This is a genomic window from Parvularcula oceani (assembly GCF_000733125.1).
GTDB lineage: Bacteria > Pseudomonadota > Alphaproteobacteria > Caulobacterales > Parvularculaceae > Parvularcula > Parvularcula oceani.
The window spans coordinates 91,733-113,107 of record NZ_JPHU01000005.1; the positions used below are offsets into that span (position 1 = coordinate 91,733).

Here is a 21,375-nt window from a genome sequence, read left to right on the forward strand (position 1 = left end):
CGGTGCGCATCCTCTATGACGGGGCGTGCCCGTTCTGCAGCGCCTATGTCCGCTATTCCCGGCTGAAGGCGCGCATCGGCGAGATCGACCTCGTCGATGCGCGGCAGGCGCCGGACCTCGTCTCGGCCTATGCAGCGGACGGCTACGCTATCGACGACAGCTTCATCGTCGATGACGGGCGGCGCGTTCTGGTTCATGGCGCGGCCATGGCCTTCATCCACGGACAGCTCGCGCCGCGCTGGACGGGGCTGCCCCTTCTCGCCGATCCGCGCCTGCTGGACGCGGTCTATCCGGCGCTTCGCTCGATGCGGAACGGCGCGCTGCGCCTATTCGGCGTGCCGCTCATCACGGCGGCGCAGGAGAGCCTGCAGGCGGGGGCGGAGACGGAGGAACCGGCCATAGAGCCGGTCGAGAAGCGAACGCGTCGGCGCGAAGCGACCTAGGAGAGCCGCCCAGCCGAGGCCCGGAACCTGTCCATAGGCTTCGGTGAAGGCCCGCGCGCCCTGCACCACCTCCCCGTTCGGCAGCCGCGCATGGAAGCGGGCGAGGAGCGTCTGCCGGTCGATGGGGCAGCTGACAGGCGCCCCTGGATCCGCCACGTCCTCGAATGAGAGGCGGCCGCGCCGGTCGAGGCGGCGCATCAGCGCGATCTCCCGCGTGCAGAGCGGGCAGGCTCCATCGTAGAAGATCGTCACGCGGCTCATGCGGGAAGAGTGGCGGACGGGCCGCACCGGTTCAAGGCGATGTCATGCCGCGGGGCCAGCTGTTCACGCCGCAGCGCCGCCGCGCCGGTGCCGCATCACCTCGTCATAGGCGGCATTGATCCGCTGGGCAGTCTTGCGGGCGGCATAGACGACCTCCTCGTCGAGGTTCAGCGCCGCGAGGCGGTCGGGATGGCAGGCCTTGAGCCTGTTCATCCAGGCCCGGCGGATTTCGTCGTCGGGCGCCGTGCGCTCGATCCGCAGAAGCGCGTAGGGATCGCGCGCTTCTGAGGGCGCTTCCTGGATCAGCTGCGCCGATTCGATCGCCGTCTTGGCGACCGACATGACCTCGCCCTCGGCCGTCTCCAGAGGAACGAAGGCGCGTGCGTCATTGAGCAGGTCCACGAGCCGCTCCTCGGGCGCGACGAAGACTTCGCCCTCGACCTCGCGCCCGCCGTTCAGGCATAAGCGCACCATGAGCCGCTTCTTGGAATGCCGGATCGTGGTCTTCTCGAACATGGGCTTTCTCCTCTTGAGGGAAACCGCTGCAAGCTTCCTGCCAAAGGCGTGCAGAGCGTGATCGTTACCCGCTTCGCGCCTTCGCCGACAGGCCGCCTGCATCTCGGCCACGCCTATTCGGCGATCCTGAACCACGACCTCGCCAAGGCCCATCATGGCCGCTTCCTGCTGCGCATCGAGGATATCGATACCGGCCGCTGCCGCCCCGAATACGAGGACGCCATCCTCGAGGACCTCGCCTGGCTGGGGCTGTCATGGGAAGAGCCCGTCCTGCGCCAGTCCGAGCGCCTGCCCGCCTATCGGCAGGCGATCGACGACCTCGTGGCGCGCGGCCTCGTCTATCGCTGCTTCCTGACGCGAAAGGAGGTCGCCGAGAGCCTCTCGGCGCCTCATGGCGCGCCGGAAGGAGTCTTCTCCGGCGCCCCTCTTCCCGCCGCGGAGGAAGCCGCGCGGCTTAAACGCGGAGACGCCTATGCCTGGCGGCTGTCGCAGGACGCGGCCGCCGAGGCGCTGGGGGAAGAATATTCCAGCCTCGCTTTTCCATTGTGGGAGGGCGAGGGAATCGTTTCCATGCCCGCCGACCCGCAGCGGCACGGCGACGTCGTGCTCGCGCGGAAGGACACCGGCACGAGCTATCATCTCTGCGCGACGCTGGACGACGCCGATCAGGGCGTCACCCATATCGTCAGGGGCGAGGACCTGGCCTTCGCGGCAGGTCTCCATCGCCTCCTGCTGGCGCTTTTCGGCCGCCCCTGCCCCGTCTACCGGCACCACCGGCTGGTCACCGACGAGGCCGGGCGGCGCTTCGCCAAGCGGGACCGCAGCGTCACCCTGCGCGCGCTGCGGGAAAGCGGCGTCACGCCGGATCGGATCCGGGCGCGCTTAGGCCTCGAAGAGACGCCGGCACCGCCGCCGGGGGACGGGCCGCCCGCGGGCGGATGACGCCGCCATTGCGCCGCAGGCTGTCGAGCTGCTTCAGCCGCTCCTCCACCCGGTCGAGCCGTTCGTCGAGCACCGCGTCATCGCGCGCATCCTCCACCAGGGCGCAGGCATGGGCGACGGTGGTCCGCTCCCGGCCGAATGCCTCGGCGATGTCCGCATAGCTCAGGGAATAGACGACATGGGCGAGATACATCGCCACCTGACGGGCGAAGGCGACCTCCGCCCGCGCCCGGCTGCGCCCCATCAACTCGCTCTCGGCGATCCTGAATTCAGCACCCACCAGACGGCGCGCCGTGAAGGCGTGCCAGTCCTGCGCATCCGTGATTATTTCGTGCTCTTGCCCCGTACCCAACATTCTTAATCCCTGTTGCCCTAGCGTTAAGCCGGACGCCCTTCCGGCTGTTCCACTGTAATGGACACAACCACGGCGGGGATAGGTTTTCGGGGCTTTTCTTGCTCTGTACTTTACTCAAATACGCGGAGAGGCGTTTACGTTATCGCAATACAGAAATTCACGATCACCGCGCAAAGAACACGGCGAGAAGCGCCACGGCGAGAACGACGGCTGTCGTCAGCGCGGTGTAGCCGACGGGCCAGGTCCGGGCGAGACCGCCCTCAGGGCCGTGCGTCGCATAGAGCGAACGCACCGTGCCGCCGGCCAGCCTTCTGAGGCCGCCCCAGATCCGCCGCCAGCCCGCCGCTGTTCCCCGGACCGCCGCCATCAGGCCGATCCGCCCCGGCACCCGCCAGAACCAGTCCACGTCGAGATTGGTCGAGCGGATTTCCGCGGGATAAAGGCGGAACTTCACGAGGAGCGCGAAAGCCAGGATCGCGAAGAGCAGGAGCTGCATCTGCGTGACCACGTGGTCGAGCGTATAGGCATGGTATTCCGCCTCGAAGGGGAGGAGCGCGAAGAGATATTGCGGCTGGATGCCGATCCCGACGCAGAGGAAGGCGGCGATGCCCATCGCGATCATCATCGGCGCCGGCGCCTCTTTCGGCCGGGCGCGGCCGGTGACCGACGGCGCGAAATTGTCATGCGCGAAGAAGGCGAAATAGGGAATCTTGATCCCCGAATGCTCCAGCACACCGGCGCTGGCGAAGAGGAGGACCAGATAGGCGAAGAGAAGATGCGCCTCGGCCGCCGCCAGCGTGATCATCGACTTGGCGACGAAGCCCGAGAAGAGCGGGAAGGCCGAGATCGACATGGCGCCGACGATGCAGAACACGGTCGTCCACGGCATCGACTTGTGCAGGCCGCCGAGTTCGGTCGCCTTGGTCGTGCCGACGCGGACCATCACCGCGCCCATGCTCATGAACAAAAGCGCCTTGTAGATGATGTGCACGAAGGCGTGGGCGGCCGCGCCGTTGAGGGCGAGCGGCGTGCCGATGCCGATGGCGCAGACCATGAAGCCGAGCTGGTTGTTCAGCGAATAGGCGAGCACGCGGCGCAGGTCGTTCTCGATCAGGGCGAAGAAGACCGGGAAGGCCGTCATCGCCGCGCCGATCGGGATCAGGATGTCGGTTCCGGCGAAGCCGCGCGCCAGCGTGTAGACGGCGAGCTTGGTCGTGAAGGCCGACAGCATGACAGCGCCCACGGCGCTCGCCTTGGGATAGCTGTCCTGAAGCCAGGTGTGCAGGAAGGGAAAGGCCGCCTTGATCCCGAAGCTGACGAGGATCAGCCAGGCCGCGGCATTGGCCGAGCCGTCCGCCTGGGTGAGCGAGAAGGCCTCGAAGGCGATGCCGTTGCCCTGGCCGATATGGACCGCGATCCCCGCGAGCAGCAGGAGGCCGGAGCTGACCTGGATGACGAGATAGCGCATCCCCGCCTTGAACGCCGCATGGCCGCCGCCAGCCCAGACGATGAAGACCGAGCTGAGCGCCGCGAGCTCCCAGTAGACGAAGAGCGTGAGGAGGTCGCCCGCCAGCGCGCCCCCGATGGCCGCGCCCGCATAGATGAGGCCCATCGAGGCCTCGATTCTGGTCGCATGCTGCCAGCCATAGATGACGTTCAGCATCGCGGCGATGTGGAAGATGATCGCGAAGATGACCGAGAGCCGGTCGATCCTGATGCCCGTGAACTCGAAGCCCATGGCCGAGCTCTGCGCGAAATGGAGCGCCTCGCCGACCGGCGCGTTGCCATAGGACAGGAGGTGGATGAAGCCGATGGCGACCCCGGCCACGCCGAGCAGGTTGCGGCCCATGCGCGGCGCGAGGGCGGCGAGAATGCCGGCCACGATGAGGACGAGGCCGGGGCTGAAGGCGGCGGGCAGAAGCTGGGTCACGCCTCGTCCTCCGTGTCCATGTCGGTCACGACCACTTCGTCCTCGGCGACCGGATTGCGCGGCAGCTCCGCCTCGGCGCCGTCGTAATAGCCTTCGGGCCGCATCAGGATGCGCCGCAGATGCTGGCCGGCCAGCACGATGAAGGCGAAGGAGACGAAGCCCACCACGGCATAGAAGGCGGGAAACTTATCGATCTCGAAATGCGGATGCATCATGTGCTCGGCGGCGAGCCAGAACCCCGCCGCGGCGAAGGCGACGCAACCGGCGATCAGCACGATCCAGATGAGCTTGATCGTGCCGGGCCGCTCGAAAACGGACCGTTCGTCGTCGCGGATATGCGGGTGCTCGCTCATGACGCCCCCAGAAGCGGCCGCAGGAATTCCACGAGCGGCCCCATGAAGAAGAAGAGAAGGATCGTGCCGATCGCGGTGATCCAGGCCGGGATGACGCAGAAGAGCGGCGCTTCGCGCACGGCCACGCTGCCCGCCCCCCGGCCCGCGGGCCCCTCGTCCATGAAGGCGCGGACCGCCGGCGCCAGCAGGTAGACGATGTTCATCAGGCTCGACAGGATCAGCACGCCGAGGATCCAGGCGCTCGCGCCTTCGAGCGCGCCGAGCATCAAGAAGAGCTTAGGCCAGGACCCCGCCATGGGCGGCAGGCCGATGATCGAGCAGGCGCCGATGACATAGGCCGTCCAGGTCCAGGGCATCGCCCTGCCCGTCCCGCGCATCTCGGAGATGAGGGAGTGATGGGCGGCGGTGTAGATCGCGCCCGCGCACATGAAGAGCGTCATCTTGCCCAGCGCATGGGCTGCGATCTGGGTCGCGCCGCCAAGAATGCCGAGATCGTTGGCGAGCATGGCGCCCAGCGTGACATAGGAGAGCTGGCTGACCGTCGAATAGGCGAGCCGCGCCTTGAGATTGTCCTGCGTCATCGCGATGGCCGAGGCGATCAGGATCGATGCGGCGGCGATGAAGACGAAGATGTCCGAGGCGCCCGTCTGGGTCAGATAGTCCGTGCCGAAGACGTAGAGCACGACTTTCAGGATCCCGAACACGCCCGCCTTCACGACGGCCACGGCATGCAGGAAGGCCGAGACCGGCGTCGGCGCGACCATGGCGTTGGGCAGCCATGGGTGGAACGGCATGAGCGCCGCCTTGCCGATGCCGAAGGCGAAGAGGCCGAGCAGGATCACCACGAGGCCGCCGCGAAGATCGGGCGCGCCCAACAGGATGCCGCCCAGCGCGAACTCGGTCGTGCCCGTCAGGACATAGGTCCAGATGATCGCGGGCAGCAGGAAGCCGATCGAGGTGCCGATCAGGATGCCCAGATAGATGCGCGACCCCGCCCGCGCCTTGGCATCGCGCTTATGCGCGACCAGCGGGAAGGTCGAGAGCGTCAGCACCTCGTAGAAGACGAAGAAGGTCAGGAGGTTCGCCGCGAAGGCGATGCCCAGCGCCGCCGAGATCGCCACGGCGAAGGCCATGTAGAAGCGGGTCTGCCCCTTCTCGGCGTTCCCGCGCATATAGCCGATCGAATAGAGCGAGTTCACGATCCACAGGCCCGACGCGATCAGGCCGAAGAGCGCGCCCAGCGGCTCGACCTCGAAGGACAGCGTCAGCCCCGGCAGCATGGTCAGGAGCGTGAAGCCCGGCCGCGCCCCGCCCGAAACCGCCGTGAAGACCGTCAGGACGCAGAGGAAGGTGAGGACCGCCGTCGTCAGCGTGACGGCTTCGCGCGCATTGGGCGCCCTGTCCGCCAGCATGATGCCGAACATGCCGAGGATCGGCAGGACGAGGCTGGCGAGAAGCGCGAGTTCGGGAGTGACGGGCAGCATCAGAACGCCCCTCCGCCGAAGCTGAGCGCGAGAAGGGATTCGGCGGCCCGCGTGGCGACGGAGACGACGGCCTCGCCGTCGAGCCCGACATATACATTGGCGGCGGTGACGAGTCCCATCGGGACCAGCATGGTCATGGGCACGCGCAGCGGCGGCACGTCCGGTTCGGGATCGGCGAGGAACATCTCATAGGCGACGCGCCCGATATAGGCGACCGCGAGAAGCGAGGACGCCACGATCAGGAGCACGATCAGGAGCGAGGGAACGACCAGCGTGGCATCGAACGCCGCCCGGATCAGCACGAATTTCGACACGAAGCCCGCCGTCAACGGCACGCCGACGAGGCTGAGCCCGGCGATGAGGAAGCAGGCCGCCGTGAAGGGCATGCGCCTGCCCATCCCGCGGTAATCGGCCAGCCGGTGGCTGCCCACGGCATAGAAGACCGCGCCGACGGCCATGAAGAGCGCCGCCTTCATCAGGGCGTGGTTGAAGACATGGGTGAGCGCGGCGGCGACGCCGGCCTCGGTCGCGAAGCTGATGCCGAGCAGCATGTAGCCGATCTGCGCGACCGAGCTGAAGGCGAGCATCTGCTTCACGTCGTCCCGGAAGACCGCCACGAAGCTCGCGAAGAACATGCCGGCGAGGCCGAGGATCAGGAAGAAGGCGAAGGCCACTTCGGTGAACGGCGTCGAGAAGCCGAACACGGTGAACATGAAGCGCAGCATGGCATAGACCGCCACCTTGGTCGCCGTCGATGCGAGGAACGCCGTCACCGCCGAAGGCGCGAAGGTATAGGCATCGGGCAGCCAGCGATGCAGCGGGAACATTGCGAGCTTCAGCCCGAGGCCCGTCACGATGAAGGCGAAGGCGGCGCGCACCACCTTGTTGTCCTGCCCGGCCAGCCGCTCGTGCAGGTCGAGCATGTTGAGCGTGCCGGTCATCTGGTAGAGGAGGCCGAGCCCGATGACGAAGAATGTCGCGCCGATCGTGCCGAGCACGAGATAGGTGAAGGCCGCGGTCAGCGCCCGCCTGTCCTGCTTCGCGCCCATGGCGACGAGCGCATAGGTGGACAGGGAGCTGATCTCGAGGAAGACGAAGACGTTGAAGGCGTCGCCCGTCGCCACGACGCCCAGAAGGCCGGTCATGCAGATCAGGAAGGCGCCGTAGAAGGCGGAGCTCTGCGCATTGCCGATCTCGTATTCGACCGAGCTGCGCGCATAGGGAAAGACCAGCGCCGCCATGCCCGAGACGAGCGCCATCACGATCGCCCCGGCAAGGTCGATCCGGTAGACGATCCCGAGAGGCGCCGCCCAGCCGCCGAGATAATAGGTCAACGTGCCTTCTTGCAGCACGACGCCCAGAAGCGCGGCCGACAGCGCGAAGCAGATCCAGGTGATCAGGGTCGAGAACAGCCAGGGCGCGCGTCCCTTGGGCAGCAGCACGCAGACCGGAGCGGCGACCAGCGGAACGACGACCGGCAGGACGGGAAGATGATCGAGCAGGCTCACGAGGCTGGCGCGCCTTCGGGTTGCGCGTCGCCGAAGCTCGCCGCGTTGTCCATCGCTTCCAGAGCGTCCTCCTCGACCGTGCCGTAGGCCTCTTTGATTCGCACCGCGATGGCGAGGCCGACAGCCGTCGTCGCGACGCCGACGACGATGGCCGTCAGGATCAGGACATGCGGGAGCGGGTTCGAATAGAGAACGTCGCCCGCGCCGCGCATGATCTCCACGGCCTCGACCCCCGGGGGGTCGCCGACCGGCACGGCCCGGGTGGCCTCGATCAGCAGCTCCGCATGTTCGGGATCGACGCCGACTTCGGCGCCGCCGAGCTGGTCGCCGCCGCCCGGCAGGTCGGCATGTCCGACTTCCGCGCCCGGCAGGATCTCCGCGCCGTGCCCGGCCGCGTCATGGTCCGGGGCGGCGTGGCCGGCCGCTGCGTGCGCGCCCTCGCCATGCGGGGCGCCGTGGCCCTCCTCCTCGGCATGGCCGCCGATCAGGATCGGCGCGGTGCCGCCCGCCACCTTTCCGATGGTGATGTAGAAGATGAAGACGGAGGTCTGGAAGATGTTCAGACCGATCACGGTCTTCACGAGGTTCCCCCGAGAGAACACCGTGTACAGGCCCGTCATCATCAGCACGATGACGATCCAGTAATTGTAGCGGGCGATAACGAAGTCGAGAACGTCTACCATGCGTCGTCCGAAGGCTCGGCCTCCCTGCCTGCGAAGACGTAGAAGATCTGCAGCATGGTGCTCGCCACTGCGAGGCCGACACCGAACTCCACGACCAGGATGCCGATATGCTGGCCCGCATTGTGGTGGCTGTCCGGGTCGATCACGTCGTAATCGAGGAAATTGGCGCCCAGAAGGAGCGTCAGGACGCCGGTGCCTGCATAGATGAGGACGCCGAGCGCCATGCCCGCCGTCAGGATGCGCGGCGGGATCGCCTTCTTCGTCGCCTGAAGTCCGAAGCCGAGCGCGTGCAGGACGAAGGCGACCGCCATGATCACGCCGGCCTGAAAGCCGCCGCCGGGGCCGTAATCGCCGTGGAACTGCACATAGAGCGCGAACAGGACGATCGGCGCGAACAGCACCTTGATCGTGACGCGCAGGATGACGTGCCCCATGCCCATGCTGCCCCTACCCTTCTAGCGCGGTCCGTCGGAGAGGACGGTTTCGTCCCCGTCGCCGCGCTCTTCGCGCTCGATCGCCTCGGGCGGCTGCGGATCGTTCACCTTGCGCCCGCCCCGGATCGAGCCCGCTCCGAGAAGCAGCATGCAGGCGAGGCCGGCGGTGAAGACGACGAGGGTCTCGCCCAGCGTGTCATATCCGCGATAGCTGGCGAGAACGGCGGTGACGATGTTCGGAACGTCGATGTCTTCGGGGCTGCGCTCGATATAGGCCTGGCCGACATATGCATTGGCCGGCGCGTTCGGATCCCCGAAGGCGGGCATGTCGATCGTCGCATAGACGAGCGCGGCGCCGACGATGCCGACGATGAAGAGCGGCAGGAACTTGCGCTGGCGCGTCACGGGCGTCTCCCGCCGCGAGGTGAGCGCCATGCCGGACAGGACGAGCACGGTTGAAACCCCCGCCCCCACGGCCGCCTCGGTGAAGGCGACGTCCACCGCATCGAGGCTGACGAAGAAGGCCGCCGACAGGAGAGAGTAGATGCCGGACAGCATGGCGACGCCGAACAGGCGCCGCATGCGGACCATGGCGAGCCCGCAGATGACGAGAAGCGTCAGCAGCGAGAGGTCCAGAAGGACGGTGGAGCTGAGCTGCTCCTCGAATGGCAGGATGACCGGCTCAGCCACGGCGCGCTCCTTCGGGCAGCGTCACCCGGGGCGGCCGCCCCGCATCATAGGGGTAAGGCTGCGGCCCTTCCCCCTCCTTGGCATAGGTGAGGCTGCGCCCGGTGAGCGGGTTGAGCCCGCCGACAAAGGCGGCATGCGCGGCCGCATGGGTGCTGACCGGCGAGGTCATCAGAAGGAAGAAGAAGATGAAGAGGAGCTTCACGACGGTCGAAAGGTCGTCCGCCTGCAGCGCCATGGCGAGCAGGATGAGGTCCGCACCCATCGTATCGGTGACGCCCGCCGCGTGCAGGCGCGTATAGAAGTCCGGGAAGCGCAGCACGCCGAGCGCGCCCGCGAAGACGAGAATCCCGCCGGCCACGAACAGCGCCCAGGAGAGGATGTCGAGCGAGAGCTCAATCATGCCGCGTGTCCTCCGCTCGCGTCTCCGGCACATCGCCCGTCATCACCGGCGCGAGCGCCTCGTAACGGAAGAATTTCAGGATCGCGATGGTCGCGACGAAATTCAGGAGCGCATAGAGCAGCGCGATGTCGAGGAAATCCGGCCGCCCCGTCAGGAAGCCGGTCAGCCCCAGAAGCAGGACCGTCTTGGTGCCGAAGCTGTTGACCGCGAGCACGCGGTCGTAAAGCGTCGGCCCGAGAATGGCCCGCGCCAGGACGAGAGCCATCGCCACGATGACGGCCACGGTCGCGACAGCGAACATCAAGACGCCTCCGCCCCCCGGTCTGAGGCGGCGTCGAGCCGCCCTCTCAGCCGGTCGAAGCGCCGGACCTTCGCGCCCATGGCGGCGATCCCCTCTTCATCGGCGAGGCTTTCGGTCAATGCGTGGATGACGAGGCGGTCCTTGCCGACATCCACCGTCACCGTGCCGGGGGTCAGCGTGACGGAATTGCCGAAGATCGTCCGTCCAAGGTCGGTGCGCTGCCCCGCCGGAACCGCGATCATCTTGGGCGAGAGCGCGAGGCGCGGCCGCAGCACTTCCTTCGTGACCAGAACATTCGCCTTGCCGATCTCGAGCGTCAGCCAGACGAGATAGCCGAGCACGCCGGGAAAGATCTGGGTGGGCACCCCCTCGCGGTCGAGAAGGCCCATGTGATGCGTCAGCCAGACGGTCAGCGCGACGCTCGCCGCGCCGAAGGCCAGAAGCGTCGCCTCGTCGAAATACCATGACAGCAGCAGCCACAGCCCGGCGAGCCCCAGGATCAGGGCGAGATGGCGACCTGCAAGCGTGGCGAGATAGCGAAGCATCGGTCCTGTATCGTTGGCGGACGGCCTGTCCTCGGCGGTGGGTGCGGCAAAAGCGTCAGCATGCGCCTCGGCGCCCGCAAAATCGCAGCTTTCGCCCGTAAAGCAACCACCGCCCCGCGAGATCGCCCGCGAATGGTTGCAAAATCTATCGAAATCAGCGGCTTGCGCGTTCTACAGCGCCTCAGATCGCGCCCAGATAGCCTTCGCTCTCGCCCTGAGGCGCCTTGCGCACTTCTGCACGGGGCCGCGCCGGCGCGGCCGCCTCCGGCCTCCAGTCCCAATAGCGCAGGATGGTGCGGGAATAGTCGCGGGCGATGCTGTCGAAGACTTCCAAGAGCTCCTCCTGGCGCGCCTCGCCGAAATGCGGCCCTTCGGCCTCCCGGCTCGTCATCAGCGCGGCATCGCGCTGGATGGCGGAGAAGGCGCTGCGGGACACGCCCGCGCTCTTGGACAGGATCGCGAAGGGTTCGCCGCCGGGATCGAGAAGAGCGCGGGTCGCCGTGTCCGTGCCCACGCCCGCAAGGAGGCCGACCGCTTCGCAGAGCTCCCCGGTCGGTCGCGCCCGCGCCGCCGTGAGGGTGCGCTCCACGACCTCGACCGTCACGGTCTCGCCGTTCTTGCCGCGCGGACGGTGCCTGCGGTCGATCAGCTTGAGCATGCTCTTGACCAGGGGGTCGGGGGCGGGATCGGTGAAGACGTTGACGAAGAGCGATTGCAGCGAATCCTGAAGGACCGACCTGTCCAGCGAAAAGCGGGAGAGGACGCGGCGCCTGGTCGACGCGTCGCACCACCAGAACATGGTGAAGCCCTGGGCGGGCTGGAGTTCGGGCCGCTTCAGGAGCGGATCGCGCAAGGCCACGTCATGCTGCGTGCGCTGCACCAGATGGTCGAGGCGCAGAGGCGAGAGCACCAGGTTCTCGCGCTCGAGGATCCTCAGGGCGACCGAGGATTCGTCCCGCTCCAGGAGCACGTCCGCCACGGCGCCGGTGATGTCGTCGCGCTCCGCGATCAGCGCGCGATGCTCCGCGCTGATGCCCGCCGCCTCGGCCAGAAGCATCTCGGGAAGGTTCGGCACCTCCCGCAGGAGAGGGGCCGCGACGGGGGCCTCGTCCAGGAGGAGGCGCCGGAGGAGGCTCGGCGGCACTGTCGGCAGGCCGGCCAGCCGCCGGGCGACGTCGATCCGTGCTGGCACCTCGGTCCCGGCCAGGAGCGCGCCGAGGATGTCGGCCGTGAAGGCACGTTCGTTCAGCGTCTGCCGGCCCGTCGGCAGCGCAAGGACATCGGCCAGCTTGCCGAGAAGCTCCCGGCGCGTGGTCGATCCGGCGCTATCTGTTCCGCGAGGCTCTATCGCCGCGCTCGCCACGGTCTGGCTCATTCTTTCGCTCCTTGCGGCGCCGGGCCATCCTTTCACGCTCCGCTTAACGCCCTGTTTCGCTATGGCCGGATCCCGCATGGCGCGGTAAGGGATGAAGAACGCTCGCCTTATCCGGGATGACCTCCATGAGCCGCCGCTATCTCCTGCTCCCTCTGGGACTGCTGCTCGCCGCCTGCGTGACGAGCGAGGCCGCCTCCGGGCCCTTCTTCGGCGCAGGCATCAGCGATGGGTGCCGCACGGCGGAAGCGCGCAATGCCAGCTTCTCGACCGAAACCTTCCGCGACGAGACCCTCTTCGAGACCGAGGCGAGCTATAGGGCCGGCTGGCGCTCGGGCTATGCGCAATGCCAGCCGGGGCAGGACGCGACCGCCCGGCCCGAGGACCTCGGCGAGCAGGAACTCCAGTTCTAGAAAAGCGCTGAAGCCATTGCAGTGCAGCATGCCATTCCTGCCTGCGGCGACTTGCCTCTCCTCCCTCTTGAGTTAGCCTCTTCCTGAGCAGCAGGTGGAGGCTGCTTTGAGGTGGGAGGCGAATATGACGAGACTGGTCTTCAGCACGCCCTTCGCGTTGATCGCGACGGCCCTGCTCTTCGCGATGATGTACGGCCTGATCAAGCCTGCGGACATCGTGGCGATCGGCAGCAAGACGCCCATTCCCGTCCTGCCCTTCGTTCCGCCGGACACGCCGCCCGCCCCGCCCGAACGCGTCCGGCCCAAAGCCCTGCCGGAGGCGCCGGCGCCCGTCGAGATCACCTTCACCCGCCCTGCGCCCGGAGGAGAAACGCTGACGACCTCTCTTCCGAGGCCCGGCGGTGCCGAAGGCGGCGTCGTCATTGCCGGTTCGACCAGCCTCATGCCGATCGTCACGCTCGCGCCCGCCTATCCGGCGCGCTGCCAGTCCTCGGGCGCCGAAGGCTTCGCGACGGTGCAATACGACGTGACGCTCCAGGGCCTCGTCACCAATGCGCGGGTGACCGGCAGCTCGCATCGCTGCTTCGAACGCGCGGCGCTCGATGCGATCGCGGCGTGGCGCTATCAGCCGAGCATGGCGGGCGGCGCGGGCTACATCGAGCGCGGCGTGACCAAGCGCTTCGCATTCGAGCTGAACTGAGCGCTGCCATTGGCGGTCACACATGCGTGCGCACGGCTTTGTGCCGCCCGGGGCCGGGAATAGCCTGCCCCCGCACGCATGAGGGAGAGAGAAATGCGACACGCCCTGCTCACCACCGCCGGAGCGCTCGCCGCGCTGACAGGACCGGCCTTCGCCCAGTCCTTTTCCGGAGAGGACGTCCAGAACTTCATTGTCGTGATGGAGGAGATGGAGACCCTGTCCGAACGCTATCCGGACGAGGATCTTTCGGAGGGTCTCGGCATCGAGCCGGGCGACATGAACGCCATGATCTCCGAGAGCGGCGAGATGACGATCTTCTCGCGCATCGCGGACAGCCTCGACGGCTCGACCGATGCGCAGCAGGCCGCCAGAAGCGCCATCCTCGAAAACGGCTTCGACAGCCTGCCTGATTGGGGCGAGACCTCGGATGCCATCATGATGGCCTATCTCGCGACCGAGATGGATCCAGATGACATGGCCGGGATGGATCAGGTCACGCCCGAGATGATGGCGATGATGCCGCCTTCGGCCCGCGCCCAGATGGAGGCGGTCATGCGCATGATGGACGCGATAAAGAGCGTTCCGCAGGACGACATCGACACCCTGCGGCCCTATCGCGGCCAGCTCGAGGACGCCCTCGACCAGTAAGGAAGATGGCGGCGGCTATTCCGCCGCCATCGCTTCCGCCATCTCCGGCTGCCAGCGCAGGACGGGCTTGCGCGCAGCCTGCGTCTCGTCGAGCCGGCGCTTGGGCGCATAGACGGGCGCCGCCTCGAAGCGCTCGGTATTCCCGCTCTTCGCCTCCTTGGCGAGCGCCAGGAGCGAGTCGCAGAACTGGTCGAGGCCGAATTTCGACTCCGTCTCGGTCGGCTCGATCAGCATGGCGCCGGAGACGACGAGCGGGAAATACATCGTCATCGGATGGAAGCCCTCGTCGATCATCGCCTTGGCGAAATCGATCGTGCCCACGCCCGTGTCTTTCAGGAAAGCGTCCGAGAAGAGCGCTTCGTGCATGCAGGTGCCGGGGAAGGCCGGGGTCATCTCTGCCGACAGGCGCTTCTGGACGTAATTGGCGTTGAGGACAGCGTCCTCGGCCGCCTGGCGCAGGCCGTCCTTGCCGTGGCTGAGCATATAGGTCAGGGCGCGGACGAACATGCCCATCTGGCCGTGGAAGGCGACCATGCGGCCGAAGGCCTGCTCGCCCTCACCCGCTGCCGTCTCGACGAGGCGGAAGCCATCCTCGTCCGAGACGACGAAGGGCACGGGCGCGAAGGGCGCGAGCGCTTCGGACAGGACCGTGGGCCCCGAGCCGGGCCCCCCGCCGCCATGAGGCGTCGAGAAGGTCTTGTGCAGGTTGATGTGCATGGCGTCGATGCCGAGCTCGCCCGGCCGCGTCTTGCCCATGATGGCGTTGAAGTTCGCGCCGTCGCAATAGAAATAGCCGCCCGCCTCGTGCACAGCGTCGGCCATCTCGCGGATGTCCCGCTCGAACAGGCCGCAAGTGTTGGGGTTCGTCACCATGATCCCGGCGACGTCGGGGCCGAGCTTGGACTTGAAGGCTTGCAGGTCCACCCGGCCGTCATCGGCGGCGGGCAGCTTGTCGACCTTGAAGCCGCATTGCGCGGCCGTGGCGGGGTTCGTTCCGTGCGCGGATTCGGGCACGAGGACGCGGGTGCGCGTTCCCGCCTCGCCGCGCGCGACCAGCGCCGCCTTGATCGCCATCATGCCGCAAAGCTCGCCATGCGCGCCGGCCTTGGGGCTCATCGCGACGGCAGGCATGGCCGTCAGCTCCTTGAGCCAGCCTGCGAGCCGATCCATCAGCTCGAGCGCGCCTTGCACCGTGCTTTCGGGCTGGAGCGGGTGGATGTCGGAGAAACCCGGCATGCGCGCCGTCTTCTCGTTGAGGCGCGGATTGTGCTTCATCGTGCACGAGCCGAGCGGGAAGATGCCCATGTCGATGGCGTAGTTCTTCTGGCTCAGCCGCACATAGTGCCGCATGGCCTCGGGCTCGGACAGGCCGGGCAGCTCTGGCGCGCTCTCCGCCTGCTGACCGCCGAGGCGGGGCATGATGCCTTCGGGCTCTGGCAGGTCGACGCCGCTGCCGCCCTCCGCGCCGCGTTCGAAGATCAGCGGCTCCTCGATCTGAAGCGCCTTGTTGCCGGTATGGGTCGAAACCTCGGCGTTCATTTCGTTCGCCGCGCGCGTCTGGCGGCCCTGGCTGTTCATCGCCATCACAGCACCTCTTCCAGCGCCGATTTCAGCGCCGCGATATCGTCGTCAGTGGTCACTTCGGTCGCCGCCACGATGAGCAGGTTCGCCAGATCGTCCTCGCCCGGCCAGAGCCGACCGCCCGGCACGCCCGCGACGATGCCGCGCTGCGCCAGCGCCTCGGTCACCTCGGCCGCGTCCTTCGGCAGGCGCAGCGTGAACTCGTTGAAGAAGCTCTCGTTCAGGACCTCGACGCCCTCGACCTGCGACAGCGCATCGGCCGCCTTGCAGGCCGCTTCGTGGTTGAGCATGGCGAGGCGCCGCAGGCCGGTGCCGCCCAGAAGGCTCATATGGACGGTGAAGGCGAGCGAGCAGAGCCCGGAATTCGTGCAGATGTTCGAGGTCGCCTTGTCGCGGCGGATATGCTGCTCGCGCGTCGACAGCGTCAGCACGAAGCCGCGCTTGCCCTCGGCATCCACCGTCTCGCCGCAGAGGCGCCCCGGCATGTGCCGCACATGCTTCTGGCGCGCGGCGAAGAGGCCGACATACGGCCCGCCATAGTTCAGGGCGTTGCCGATCGACTGGCCTTCCGCGACCACGATATCCGCGCCCTGGCTGCCCGGCGATTTGAGGAGGCCGAAGCTGACCGCCTCGGTCACGACAGCGATCAGGAGCGCGCCGTGCTCATGCGCCTTCTCGGCGAGGGCGGAGAGGTCGCGGACATGGCCGAAGACGTCCGGGGACTGAACGACGATGCAGGAGGTCTGGTCGTCGATCATCTCCATGATCGAGCCCTGCCCGTCCGGAGAAGACGGCGCCTCGATCACTTCGTCGTCGATCAGTTCTGAATTGGTGTGGATCACCTGAGCGTAATGGGGGTGGAGGCCGCCAGAGCAGAGCACCTTCTTGCGCTTGGTGATCCGCCGCGCCATCAGCGCCGCCTCGGCTGCGGCCGTCGAGCCGTCATACATGGAGGCATTCGCCACCTCCATGCCGGTCAGCTCGGCGACTTGGGTCTGGAACTCGAAGAGATATTGCAGCGTGCCCTGCGCGATCTCGGGCTGATAGGGCGTATAGGCGGTCAGGAACTCAGACCGCTGAATGATGTGGTCCACTGTCGCCGGGACGTGATGCTTGTAGGCGCCGCAGCCCGCGAAGAACGGCCCGTCCGAGGCGGCGTGGTTCTTCGCCGACAGCCCGCGCATGATCCGCTCGACCTCCAGCTCGCCCTTGTGGTCTGGCAGGTCGAGCACCGGGTTCAGCGCGTCCTTGGGGACGTCGGAGAACAGCTCGTCGATGGTCTCGACACCGACCGTCCGCCGCATCTCGGCGCGATCCGCATCGCTCAGGGGAAGATAGCGCATAACTCAGTATCCGTGGGTCTCACCTCTCCCTCGGGAGAGGTCGAAGGCGCGAAGCGCGTTCGGGTGAGGGACATGGGCGGCGGGGCGAGGCGCGGCCGGTCGCCCCTCACCCGAAATCACAGATTTCGACCTCTCCCAAGGGAGAGGTTGGAAGGCGGGGCGGATCGTCATGCCGTTCCTCCCAGCGTCTTCCGGAACACGTCGGCATCGTCGCGAAAGGCCTTGAACTCCAGCGCGTTTCCCGCAGGGTCGCGCACGAACATCGTCGCCTGCTCGCCCGCCTGCCCTTGGAAACGGACATAGGGCTCGATGATGAACTCCACGCCGCCATCCTTTAGCCGGTCGCGCAGCGCCTCCCAGGGCTCCCATGCCATGACGAGGCCGAAATGGCGCACCGGCACGGCCTTGCCGTCCACCGCATTGGCCTGCGCCGCGCCGCATTCCTCGGGCGCGTAATGGGCGACGATCTGGTGCTCGTAGAAGTCGAAATCGATCCACTCCCCCGGCACCTCGCGCCCTTCGGCGCAGCCGAGCAGGCCGCCATAGAAGCCGCGCGCGGCTTCGAGGTCATCGACCGGGAAGGCGAGGTGGAAGCGGGGCCGGGTCACTCGTCCGTATGCGCCTTATACGCCGCTTCGTCCATCAGCCCGTCGAGTTCGGAGGCGTCGGACGGCTTGATCTTGACGAACCAGGCGTCCTGATCGGGGCTCTCATTCACCTTTTCGGGCGCATCCACGATGTCCTGGTTCACCGCGACGACTTCGCCCGAAATCGGGGCATAGACGTCGGACGCGGCCTTCACGCTTTCGACCACGGCCATGTCGTCGCCCTTGGAGAGGGCCCTGCCGGTGTCGGGCAGCTCGACGAAGACGACATCGCCGAGCTGTTCGGCGGCGTGCGGCGTGATCCCGCAGACGGCGACATCGCCGTCCATGCGGACCCATTCATGGCTCTCTGTGTATTTGGTCGCCATCTTACTTCTTCCCTCTGTAATAGCGCTGTTCGACGAAGGGCAGCTTCACGACCTCGGCTTCGAGCGGCTTGCCGCGCACGAGGATCCGCACCTTCGTTCCGGGCTCGGCATGCTTGGTGTCGATCCGGCCCATGGCCACGGGCGCCTCATAGGTCGGGCCGAAGCCGCCGCTCGTCACCTTGCCGATGGTCTCGCCGTCTTCGGACTGCACCTCGGCGCCCTCGCGCGCGGGCACGCGGCCGAGCGGCTTCAGGCCGACGCGAAGCGTGTCCGTGCCCTCGTGCAGTTCCCTGATGATCCGCTCGGCGCCCGGGAAGCCGCCCTCTTCCCGCCGCCTCTTGCCGATGGCGAAGTTCAGGCCCGCGGAAACCGGCGTGTCTTCGGGCGTCATGTCGTGGCCATAGAGGCAGAGCCCGGCTTCGAGGCGCAGGCTATCCCGCGCGCCGAGGCCGATCGGCGCCACGTCGTCATGGGCGAGGAGGCGCCGCGCGAGCCGTTCGGCATCGCTGTTGGCGACGGAGATCTCGTAGCCGTCCTCGCCGGTATAGCCGCAACGGCTGAGCATGACGGGGATGCCGTCGAGTTGCGTCTCGCGCATCGACATGAAGGGCATCTCCGCCGCCATCGGGTCGAGCGCGGAGAGGACGGTGTGCGCCAGCGGCCCCTGAAGCGCGAGGAGGCAGCGGTCCAGCACGTCGAGCTTGGCCCGTCCGCCGAGCGTCTCTCCGATCAACGCGAAATCCTGTTCCTTCACCGCAGCATTGACGACGAGGAACAGCTTGCCGTCCTGATCGGGCAGGCGCGTGACCATCAGGTCGTCGAGAATGCCGCCCTCTTCGTTCAGGAGCACGGTGTAGCGGATGCGGCCCTTGCCGAGCTTGACAATCTCGGCGGACACCAGCTCCTCGATCAGGCGCGCGACCTGTTCGTGTTCGCCTTGTTCGACCGACAGATAGGCCTGCCCCATATGGCTGACGTCGAAGAGCCCCGCCTTCTCGCGCACATGCAGGTGCTCGCCCTTCACGCCCATCGGGTACTGGACCGGCATGGAATAGCCGGCGAAGGACACCATCTTGCCGCCGAGCTCGCGGTGGAGCGCGTCGAGAGGGAGGGTCTGTAGGTCCTGATCGGTCAAGGCGCGTGTCTCCGGGCGGTGCCTCCGTCGCGAAGGCGTCGTCCCCGGCTGTCACGGTGCCTGAGAGATTCCGCGCGGCAGCCGCGCTTGCTCCTTCGGCAGGGCCTGCCGGCCCTTTTCCAGCCTGTCCTCGTCTCCTGCCGCGGTCCTTTTGCCTGAGCGTTTCCGGGGCGGTTGCGCCTTCGGCCCTGGCCTTTCGGGCCAGTGTCTCCCGCAGAAGAAGGGATGCCGGAATCGCTTCCGGCGCTCGCGAGACTAGGCGCCCCCCGCCCCCTGTCAATCCGGTGAAGTGTCATGCCGCGCATAGCGCGGAAAGGGCACGGACCAGCCGCGCTGGATCGCGAGGAGGCGAAGGGCCAGGGCCGCGATCACGCCAAGGGCCGCGCGGGGCTCGAAGGCGAGGCCGAACGGGGCGAAGGTGAAGACGGCGGCGCCCAGAAGGGCGGGCGTGATGTAGATTTCATGGCTGAAGATGACGGGCGTCTCGTCGCACATCACGTCGCGGATCACCCCGCCGAAGCTCGCGCTCATCGCGCCGAAGAGGACCGCAACGAAGGGATGCGCCTCCGCCGCCAGCGCGGTCGAGGCGCCGAGCACGGCGAAGAGCGAAAGCCCTGCCGCATCCGCATAGAGGAGCCACTGCATCCGCCGTCCGATCAGCCAGCGATTGAGGAGCGAGACGCCGAAGGCGCAGGCGATGCACAGAAGGATCACGGTCGGCTCGCGCACCCAGGCCACCGGCGTCGCGCCGAGCAGGAGGTCGCGGATCGTGCCGCCCCCGACGCCCGTCACGGTCGCGACGAAGGACACGCCGACGATATCCATCTCCTTGCGCAGGCCCAGAAGCGCGCCCGAAACAGCGAAGACGGCGGTGCCGAGGAGGGCGAAGAGCGCGAGGATCTCGTTCATGGCGGCAAGGGTCCGAAACGTGCGGGGCAGCCGCGCTCAAGAGGCGGGAGGCGGCCTCCTGTCAACCCGCTGCGCGCTTGCACCTCGCCCGGCCCCGTCCTAACCGCGAGCGCATGACCGACAGACCCGAAGACATTCTCGCCGCCGTCATGGACCGCGCCAAGCGCGCGGGCGCCGATGCGGCGGACGCCCTCATCTATCGCAGCATCAGCCAGTCCGTCGCCGTGCGCCTCGGCGAGGTGGAGGAGATCGAGCGGTCCGAGAACCGCGATCTCGGCCTGCGCGTTCTGGTGGGTAAGCGCCAGGCCACCGTCTCGACCAATGATTACAGCCCCGCCGCGCTCGACGAGCTGGCCGAGCGGGCGATCATGATGGCGAAGCTCGCGCCCGAGGATCCGCATGTCGGCCTCGCCGACCAGGCGCTTCTGGCGAAGGGCGACCTGCCCGATCTCGACATGACGGACGGCATTGAGCCCTCCGCCGACGACCTGCGCGAGCGGGCTCTCGCCTGCGACGATGCGGGCCGCGCGGTCGAGGGGGTGACGAATTCGGGCGGCGCGAACGCCTCATACGGCTATGGCCAGTCCTGGCTCGCCACCAGCCACGGCTTTGCCGGGAGCAGCACGGGAGGCAGCCACGGCACCTCCGTCTCGCTGCTCGCGGGCAGCGGCACGGGCATGGAGCGCGACTACGACTATCACGGCGCGACCTATCTGTCGGACCTGCGCAGCCCCGAGGATATCGGCCGCTCCGCGGGCGAGCGCACCGTCCGCCGCCTGAACCCCAAAAAGGTCGGCAGCCGCCGCGCCCCGGTCGTCTATGAGCAGCGCCTCGCCGCCTCCCTTCTCGGTCCGCTCGCGGGCGCGGTGAACGGCGCGGCCATCGCGCGGGGCACGAGCTTCCTCAAGGACAAGATGGGCGAGCAGCTCTTCGAGGAGAGCGTCAGCGTCATCGACGACCCTTTCATCCCCCGCGGCTTCGGCTCCCGCCCCTTCGACGGCGAGGGGGTGCGGCCGGCAAAGATCGCGCTGATCGATCAGGGGCGCCTCACCTCCTGGTTCCTCAACACGGCGCAGGCCAATCAGCTCGGCCTGGCCACCAATGGCCGCGCCCGGCGGGGCACGGGCGGAGCGCCGGGCTCCGGCGCCACCAATCTCGACCTTCAGCCCGGCGGAATGGACCTTCAGGCGCTCCTCGCCGACACCGGCGAAGGGCTCTACCTCACCGACATGTTCGGACCGCAGATCAACGGCAACACCGGCGACTATTCGGTCGGCTGCTCGGGCTATTGGATCGAGGACGGCGTGCCGGCCTATCCGGTCGCCGAGATCACCATCGCCGGAAACCTCTTGGAGATGTGGCGTCATCTCACCCCCGCTTCCGATTTCCGCCGCAGCGGGACGCGCAACGCGCCGACCGTGCGCGTGGCGGAGATGATGATCGCGGGCAGCTGAGC

Annotated in this window: 26 protein-coding genes and 2 riboswitches; of the genes, 6 read left to right on the plus strand and 20 right to left on the minus strand. The window is 67.5% G+C overall.

The genetic code is table 11. The features are described 5' to 3' along the window. Positions 1-2 precede the first annotated feature (2 nt). The gene (locus IE88_RS16430) at positions 3-443 is read left to right on the plus strand and encodes a DCC1-like thiol-disulfide oxidoreductase family protein (RefSeq protein ID WP_238319283.1); all 441 of its coding nucleotides are present in this window, start codon (positions 3-5) and stop codon (positions 441-443) included. Here IE88_RS16430 and IE88_RS18935 read toward each other — a convergent pair. Then, positions 327-704, minus strand: a complete 378-nt coding sequence (locus tag IE88_RS18935; protein WP_081871501.1) for a thiol-disulfide oxidoreductase DCC family protein — start codon at positions 702-704, stop codon at positions 327-329. The two genes, IE88_RS16430 and IE88_RS18935, sit on opposite strands and share 117 nt — an antisense overlap. A 63-nt stretch (positions 705-767) precedes the next feature. Next, the gene (locus IE88_RS0107365) at positions 768-1,220 is read right to left on the minus strand and encodes a J domain-containing protein (RefSeq protein WP_031552340.1); all 453 of its coding nucleotides are present in this window, start codon (positions 1,218-1,220) and stop codon (positions 768-770) included. Between the two features lie 57 nt (positions 1,221-1,277). On the opposite strand from IE88_RS0107365, the gene gluQRS reads away from it, so the two are divergent. Continuing rightward, on the plus strand, positions 1,278-2,162 hold the full coding sequence (gene gluQRS / locus IE88_RS0107370; RefSeq protein ID WP_036766855.1) for a tRNA glutamyl-Q(34) synthetase GluQRS: 885 nt from the start codon (positions 1,278-1,280) through the stop codon (positions 2,160-2,162). On the opposite strand, the gene IE88_RS0107375 is transcribed toward gluQRS, so the two are convergent. The 12 genes from IE88_RS0107375 to IE88_RS16445 form a co-directional block, all read right to left on the minus strand. Continuing rightward, positions 2,077-2,517: a helix-turn-helix domain-containing protein gene (locus IE88_RS0107375; RefSeq protein ID WP_081871504.1), complete on the minus strand. Its 441-nt coding sequence runs from the start codon at positions 2,515-2,517 to the stop codon at positions 2,077-2,079. The two genes, gluQRS and IE88_RS0107375, sit on opposite strands and share 86 nt — an antisense overlap. A gap of 163 nt (positions 2,518-2,680) precedes the next feature. Continuing rightward, a complete protein-coding gene (locus IE88_RS0107380; RefSeq protein ID WP_202900454.1) occupies positions 2,681-4,447 on the minus strand; it encodes a Na(+)/H(+) antiporter subunit D in 1,767 nt (588 codons plus the stop codon). After that, positions 4,444-4,800 carry a hypothetical protein gene (locus IE88_RS16435; protein WP_051881639.1) on the minus strand — a complete coding sequence of 119 codons (357 nt, stop codon included), beginning with the start codon at positions 4,798-4,800 and terminating at the stop codon, positions 4,444-4,446. The genes IE88_RS0107380 and IE88_RS16435 overlap by 4 nt, the downstream gene beginning before the upstream one ends. Beyond that, positions 4,797-6,284 (minus strand): proton-conducting transporter transmembrane domain-containing protein, encoded by a 1,488-nt coding sequence (locus IE88_RS0107390; RefSeq protein WP_031552348.1) that lies wholly within the window; start codon positions 6,282-6,284, stop codon positions 4,797-4,799. The genes IE88_RS16435 and IE88_RS0107390 overlap by 4 nt, the downstream gene beginning before the upstream one ends. Beyond that, positions 6,284-7,792 (minus strand): monovalent cation/H+ antiporter subunit D family protein, encoded by a 1,509-nt coding sequence (locus IE88_RS0107395; RefSeq protein ID WP_051881640.1) that lies wholly within the window; start codon positions 7,790-7,792, stop codon positions 6,284-6,286. The genes IE88_RS0107390 and IE88_RS0107395 overlap by 1 nt, the downstream gene beginning before the upstream one ends. After that, complete coding sequence (locus IE88_RS17820) at positions 7,789-8,475, minus strand: sodium:proton antiporter (RefSeq protein WP_036766799.1); 687 nt, start codon at positions 8,473-8,475, stop codon at positions 7,789-7,791. The genes IE88_RS0107395 and IE88_RS17820 overlap by 4 nt, the downstream gene beginning before the upstream one ends. Next, a complete protein-coding gene (locus IE88_RS0107405; RefSeq protein ID WP_156032495.1) occupies positions 8,469-8,909 on the minus strand; it encodes a Na(+)/H(+) antiporter subunit B in 441 nt (146 codons plus the stop codon). Before IE88_RS0107405 ends, IE88_RS17820 begins: the two co-directional genes overlap by 7 nt. Before the next feature lie 21 nt (positions 8,910-8,930). Beyond that, complete coding sequence (locus tag IE88_RS0107410) at positions 8,931-9,599, minus strand: DUF4040 domain-containing protein (protein ID WP_238319277.1); 669 nt, start codon at positions 9,597-9,599, stop codon at positions 8,931-8,933. After that, positions 9,592-9,999 (minus strand): monovalent cation/H(+) antiporter subunit G, encoded by a 408-nt coding sequence (mnhG, locus tag IE88_RS0107415; RefSeq protein ID WP_081871505.1) that lies wholly within the window; start codon positions 9,997-9,999, stop codon positions 9,592-9,594. Before mnhG ends, IE88_RS0107410 begins: the two co-directional genes overlap by 8 nt. Continuing rightward, positions 9,992-10,300: an MrpF/PhaF family protein gene (locus tag IE88_RS0107420; RefSeq protein WP_031552361.1), complete on the minus strand. Its 309-nt coding sequence runs from the start codon at positions 10,298-10,300 to the stop codon at positions 9,992-9,994. The genes mnhG and IE88_RS0107420 overlap by 8 nt, the downstream gene beginning before the upstream one ends. After that, positions 10,300-10,845 (minus strand): Na+/H+ antiporter subunit E, encoded by a 546-nt coding sequence (locus tag IE88_RS0107425; protein WP_051881641.1) that lies wholly within the window; start codon positions 10,843-10,845, stop codon positions 10,300-10,302. The genes IE88_RS0107420 and IE88_RS0107425 overlap by 1 nt, the downstream gene beginning before the upstream one ends. A 181-nt stretch (positions 10,846-11,026) precedes the next feature. Continuing rightward, positions 11,027-12,220, minus strand: coding sequence for a DUF2336 domain-containing protein (locus IE88_RS16445; protein ID WP_031552368.1), 1,194 nt, complete (start codon positions 12,218-12,220; stop codon positions 11,027-11,029). Between the two features lie 125 nt (positions 12,221-12,345). On the opposite strand from IE88_RS16445, the gene IE88_RS0107435 reads away from it, so the two are divergent. The 3 genes from IE88_RS0107435 to IE88_RS0107445 all read left to right on the plus strand — a co-directional run bounded on the left by IE88_RS0107435 (position 12,346) and on the right by IE88_RS0107445 (position 13,978). Beyond that, entirely contained in the window at positions 12,346-12,630 is a 285-nt protein-coding gene (locus IE88_RS0107435) for a hypothetical protein (protein WP_156032479.1), read from the plus strand. Positions 12,631-12,754: 124 nt separating this feature from the next. Next, positions 12,755-13,330 (plus strand): energy transducer TonB, encoded by a 576-nt coding sequence (locus tag IE88_RS17250; RefSeq protein ID WP_031552374.1) that lies wholly within the window; start codon positions 12,755-12,757, stop codon positions 13,328-13,330. 93 nt (positions 13,331-13,423) lie between these two features. After that, complete coding sequence (locus IE88_RS0107445) at positions 13,424-13,978, plus strand: hypothetical protein (protein WP_031552377.1); 555 nt, start codon at positions 13,424-13,426, stop codon at positions 13,976-13,978. 15 nt (positions 13,979-13,993) lie between these two features. On the opposite strand, the gene gcvPB is transcribed toward IE88_RS0107445, so the two are convergent. The 6 genes from gcvPB to IE88_RS0107475 all read right to left on the minus strand — a co-directional run bounded on the left by gcvPB (position 13,994) and on the right by IE88_RS0107475 (position 19,919). Continuing rightward, the gene (gcvPB, locus tag IE88_RS0107450) at positions 13,994-15,562 is read right to left on the minus strand and encodes an aminomethyl-transferring glycine dehydrogenase subunit GcvPB (protein ID WP_031552380.1); all 1,569 of its coding nucleotides are present in this window, start codon (positions 15,560-15,562) and stop codon (positions 13,994-13,996) included. Beyond that, positions 15,562-16,902 carry an aminomethyl-transferring glycine dehydrogenase subunit GcvPA gene (gene gcvPA, locus IE88_RS0107455; protein WP_031552383.1) on the minus strand — a complete coding sequence of 447 codons (1,341 nt, stop codon included), beginning with the start codon at positions 16,900-16,902 and terminating at the stop codon, positions 15,562-15,564. Before gcvPA ends, gcvPB begins: the two co-directional genes overlap by 1 nt. Positions 16,903-17,069: 167 nt before the next feature. Then, a complete protein-coding gene (locus IE88_RS0107460) occupies positions 17,070-17,510 on the minus strand; it encodes a VOC family protein (protein ID WP_031552386.1) in 441 nt (146 codons plus the stop codon). Further along, entirely contained in the window at positions 17,507-17,875 is a 369-nt protein-coding gene (gene gcvH, locus IE88_RS0107465; RefSeq protein ID WP_031552389.1) for a glycine cleavage system protein GcvH, read from the minus strand. Before gcvH ends, IE88_RS0107460 begins: the two co-directional genes overlap by 4 nt. Before the next feature lies 1 nt (position 17,876). After that, positions 17,877-19,010 (minus strand): glycine cleavage system aminomethyltransferase GcvT, encoded by a 1,134-nt coding sequence (gene gcvT / locus IE88_RS0107470; RefSeq protein WP_031552392.1) that lies wholly within the window; start codon positions 19,008-19,010, stop codon positions 17,877-17,879. Between the two features lie 38 nt (positions 19,011-19,048). Beyond that, positions 19,049-19,143: riboswitch (glycine riboswitch) on the minus strand. Further along, a riboswitch (glycine riboswitch) is annotated at positions 19,144-19,234 on the minus strand. A gap of 52 nt (positions 19,235-19,286) precedes the next feature. Next, positions 19,287-19,919: a trimeric intracellular cation channel family protein gene (locus IE88_RS0107475; protein WP_031552395.1), complete on the minus strand. Its 633-nt coding sequence runs from the start codon at positions 19,917-19,919 to the stop codon at positions 19,287-19,289. Between the two features lie 113 nt (positions 19,920-20,032). Here IE88_RS0107475 and IE88_RS0107480 point away from each other — a divergent pair, with 113 nt between their 5' ends. Further along, positions 20,033-21,373 carry a TldD/PmbA family protein gene (locus tag IE88_RS0107480; protein ID WP_031552398.1) on the plus strand — a complete coding sequence of 447 codons (1,341 nt, stop codon included), beginning with the start codon at positions 20,033-20,035 and terminating at the stop codon, positions 21,371-21,373. Positions 21,374-21,375 lie beyond the last annotated feature (2 nt).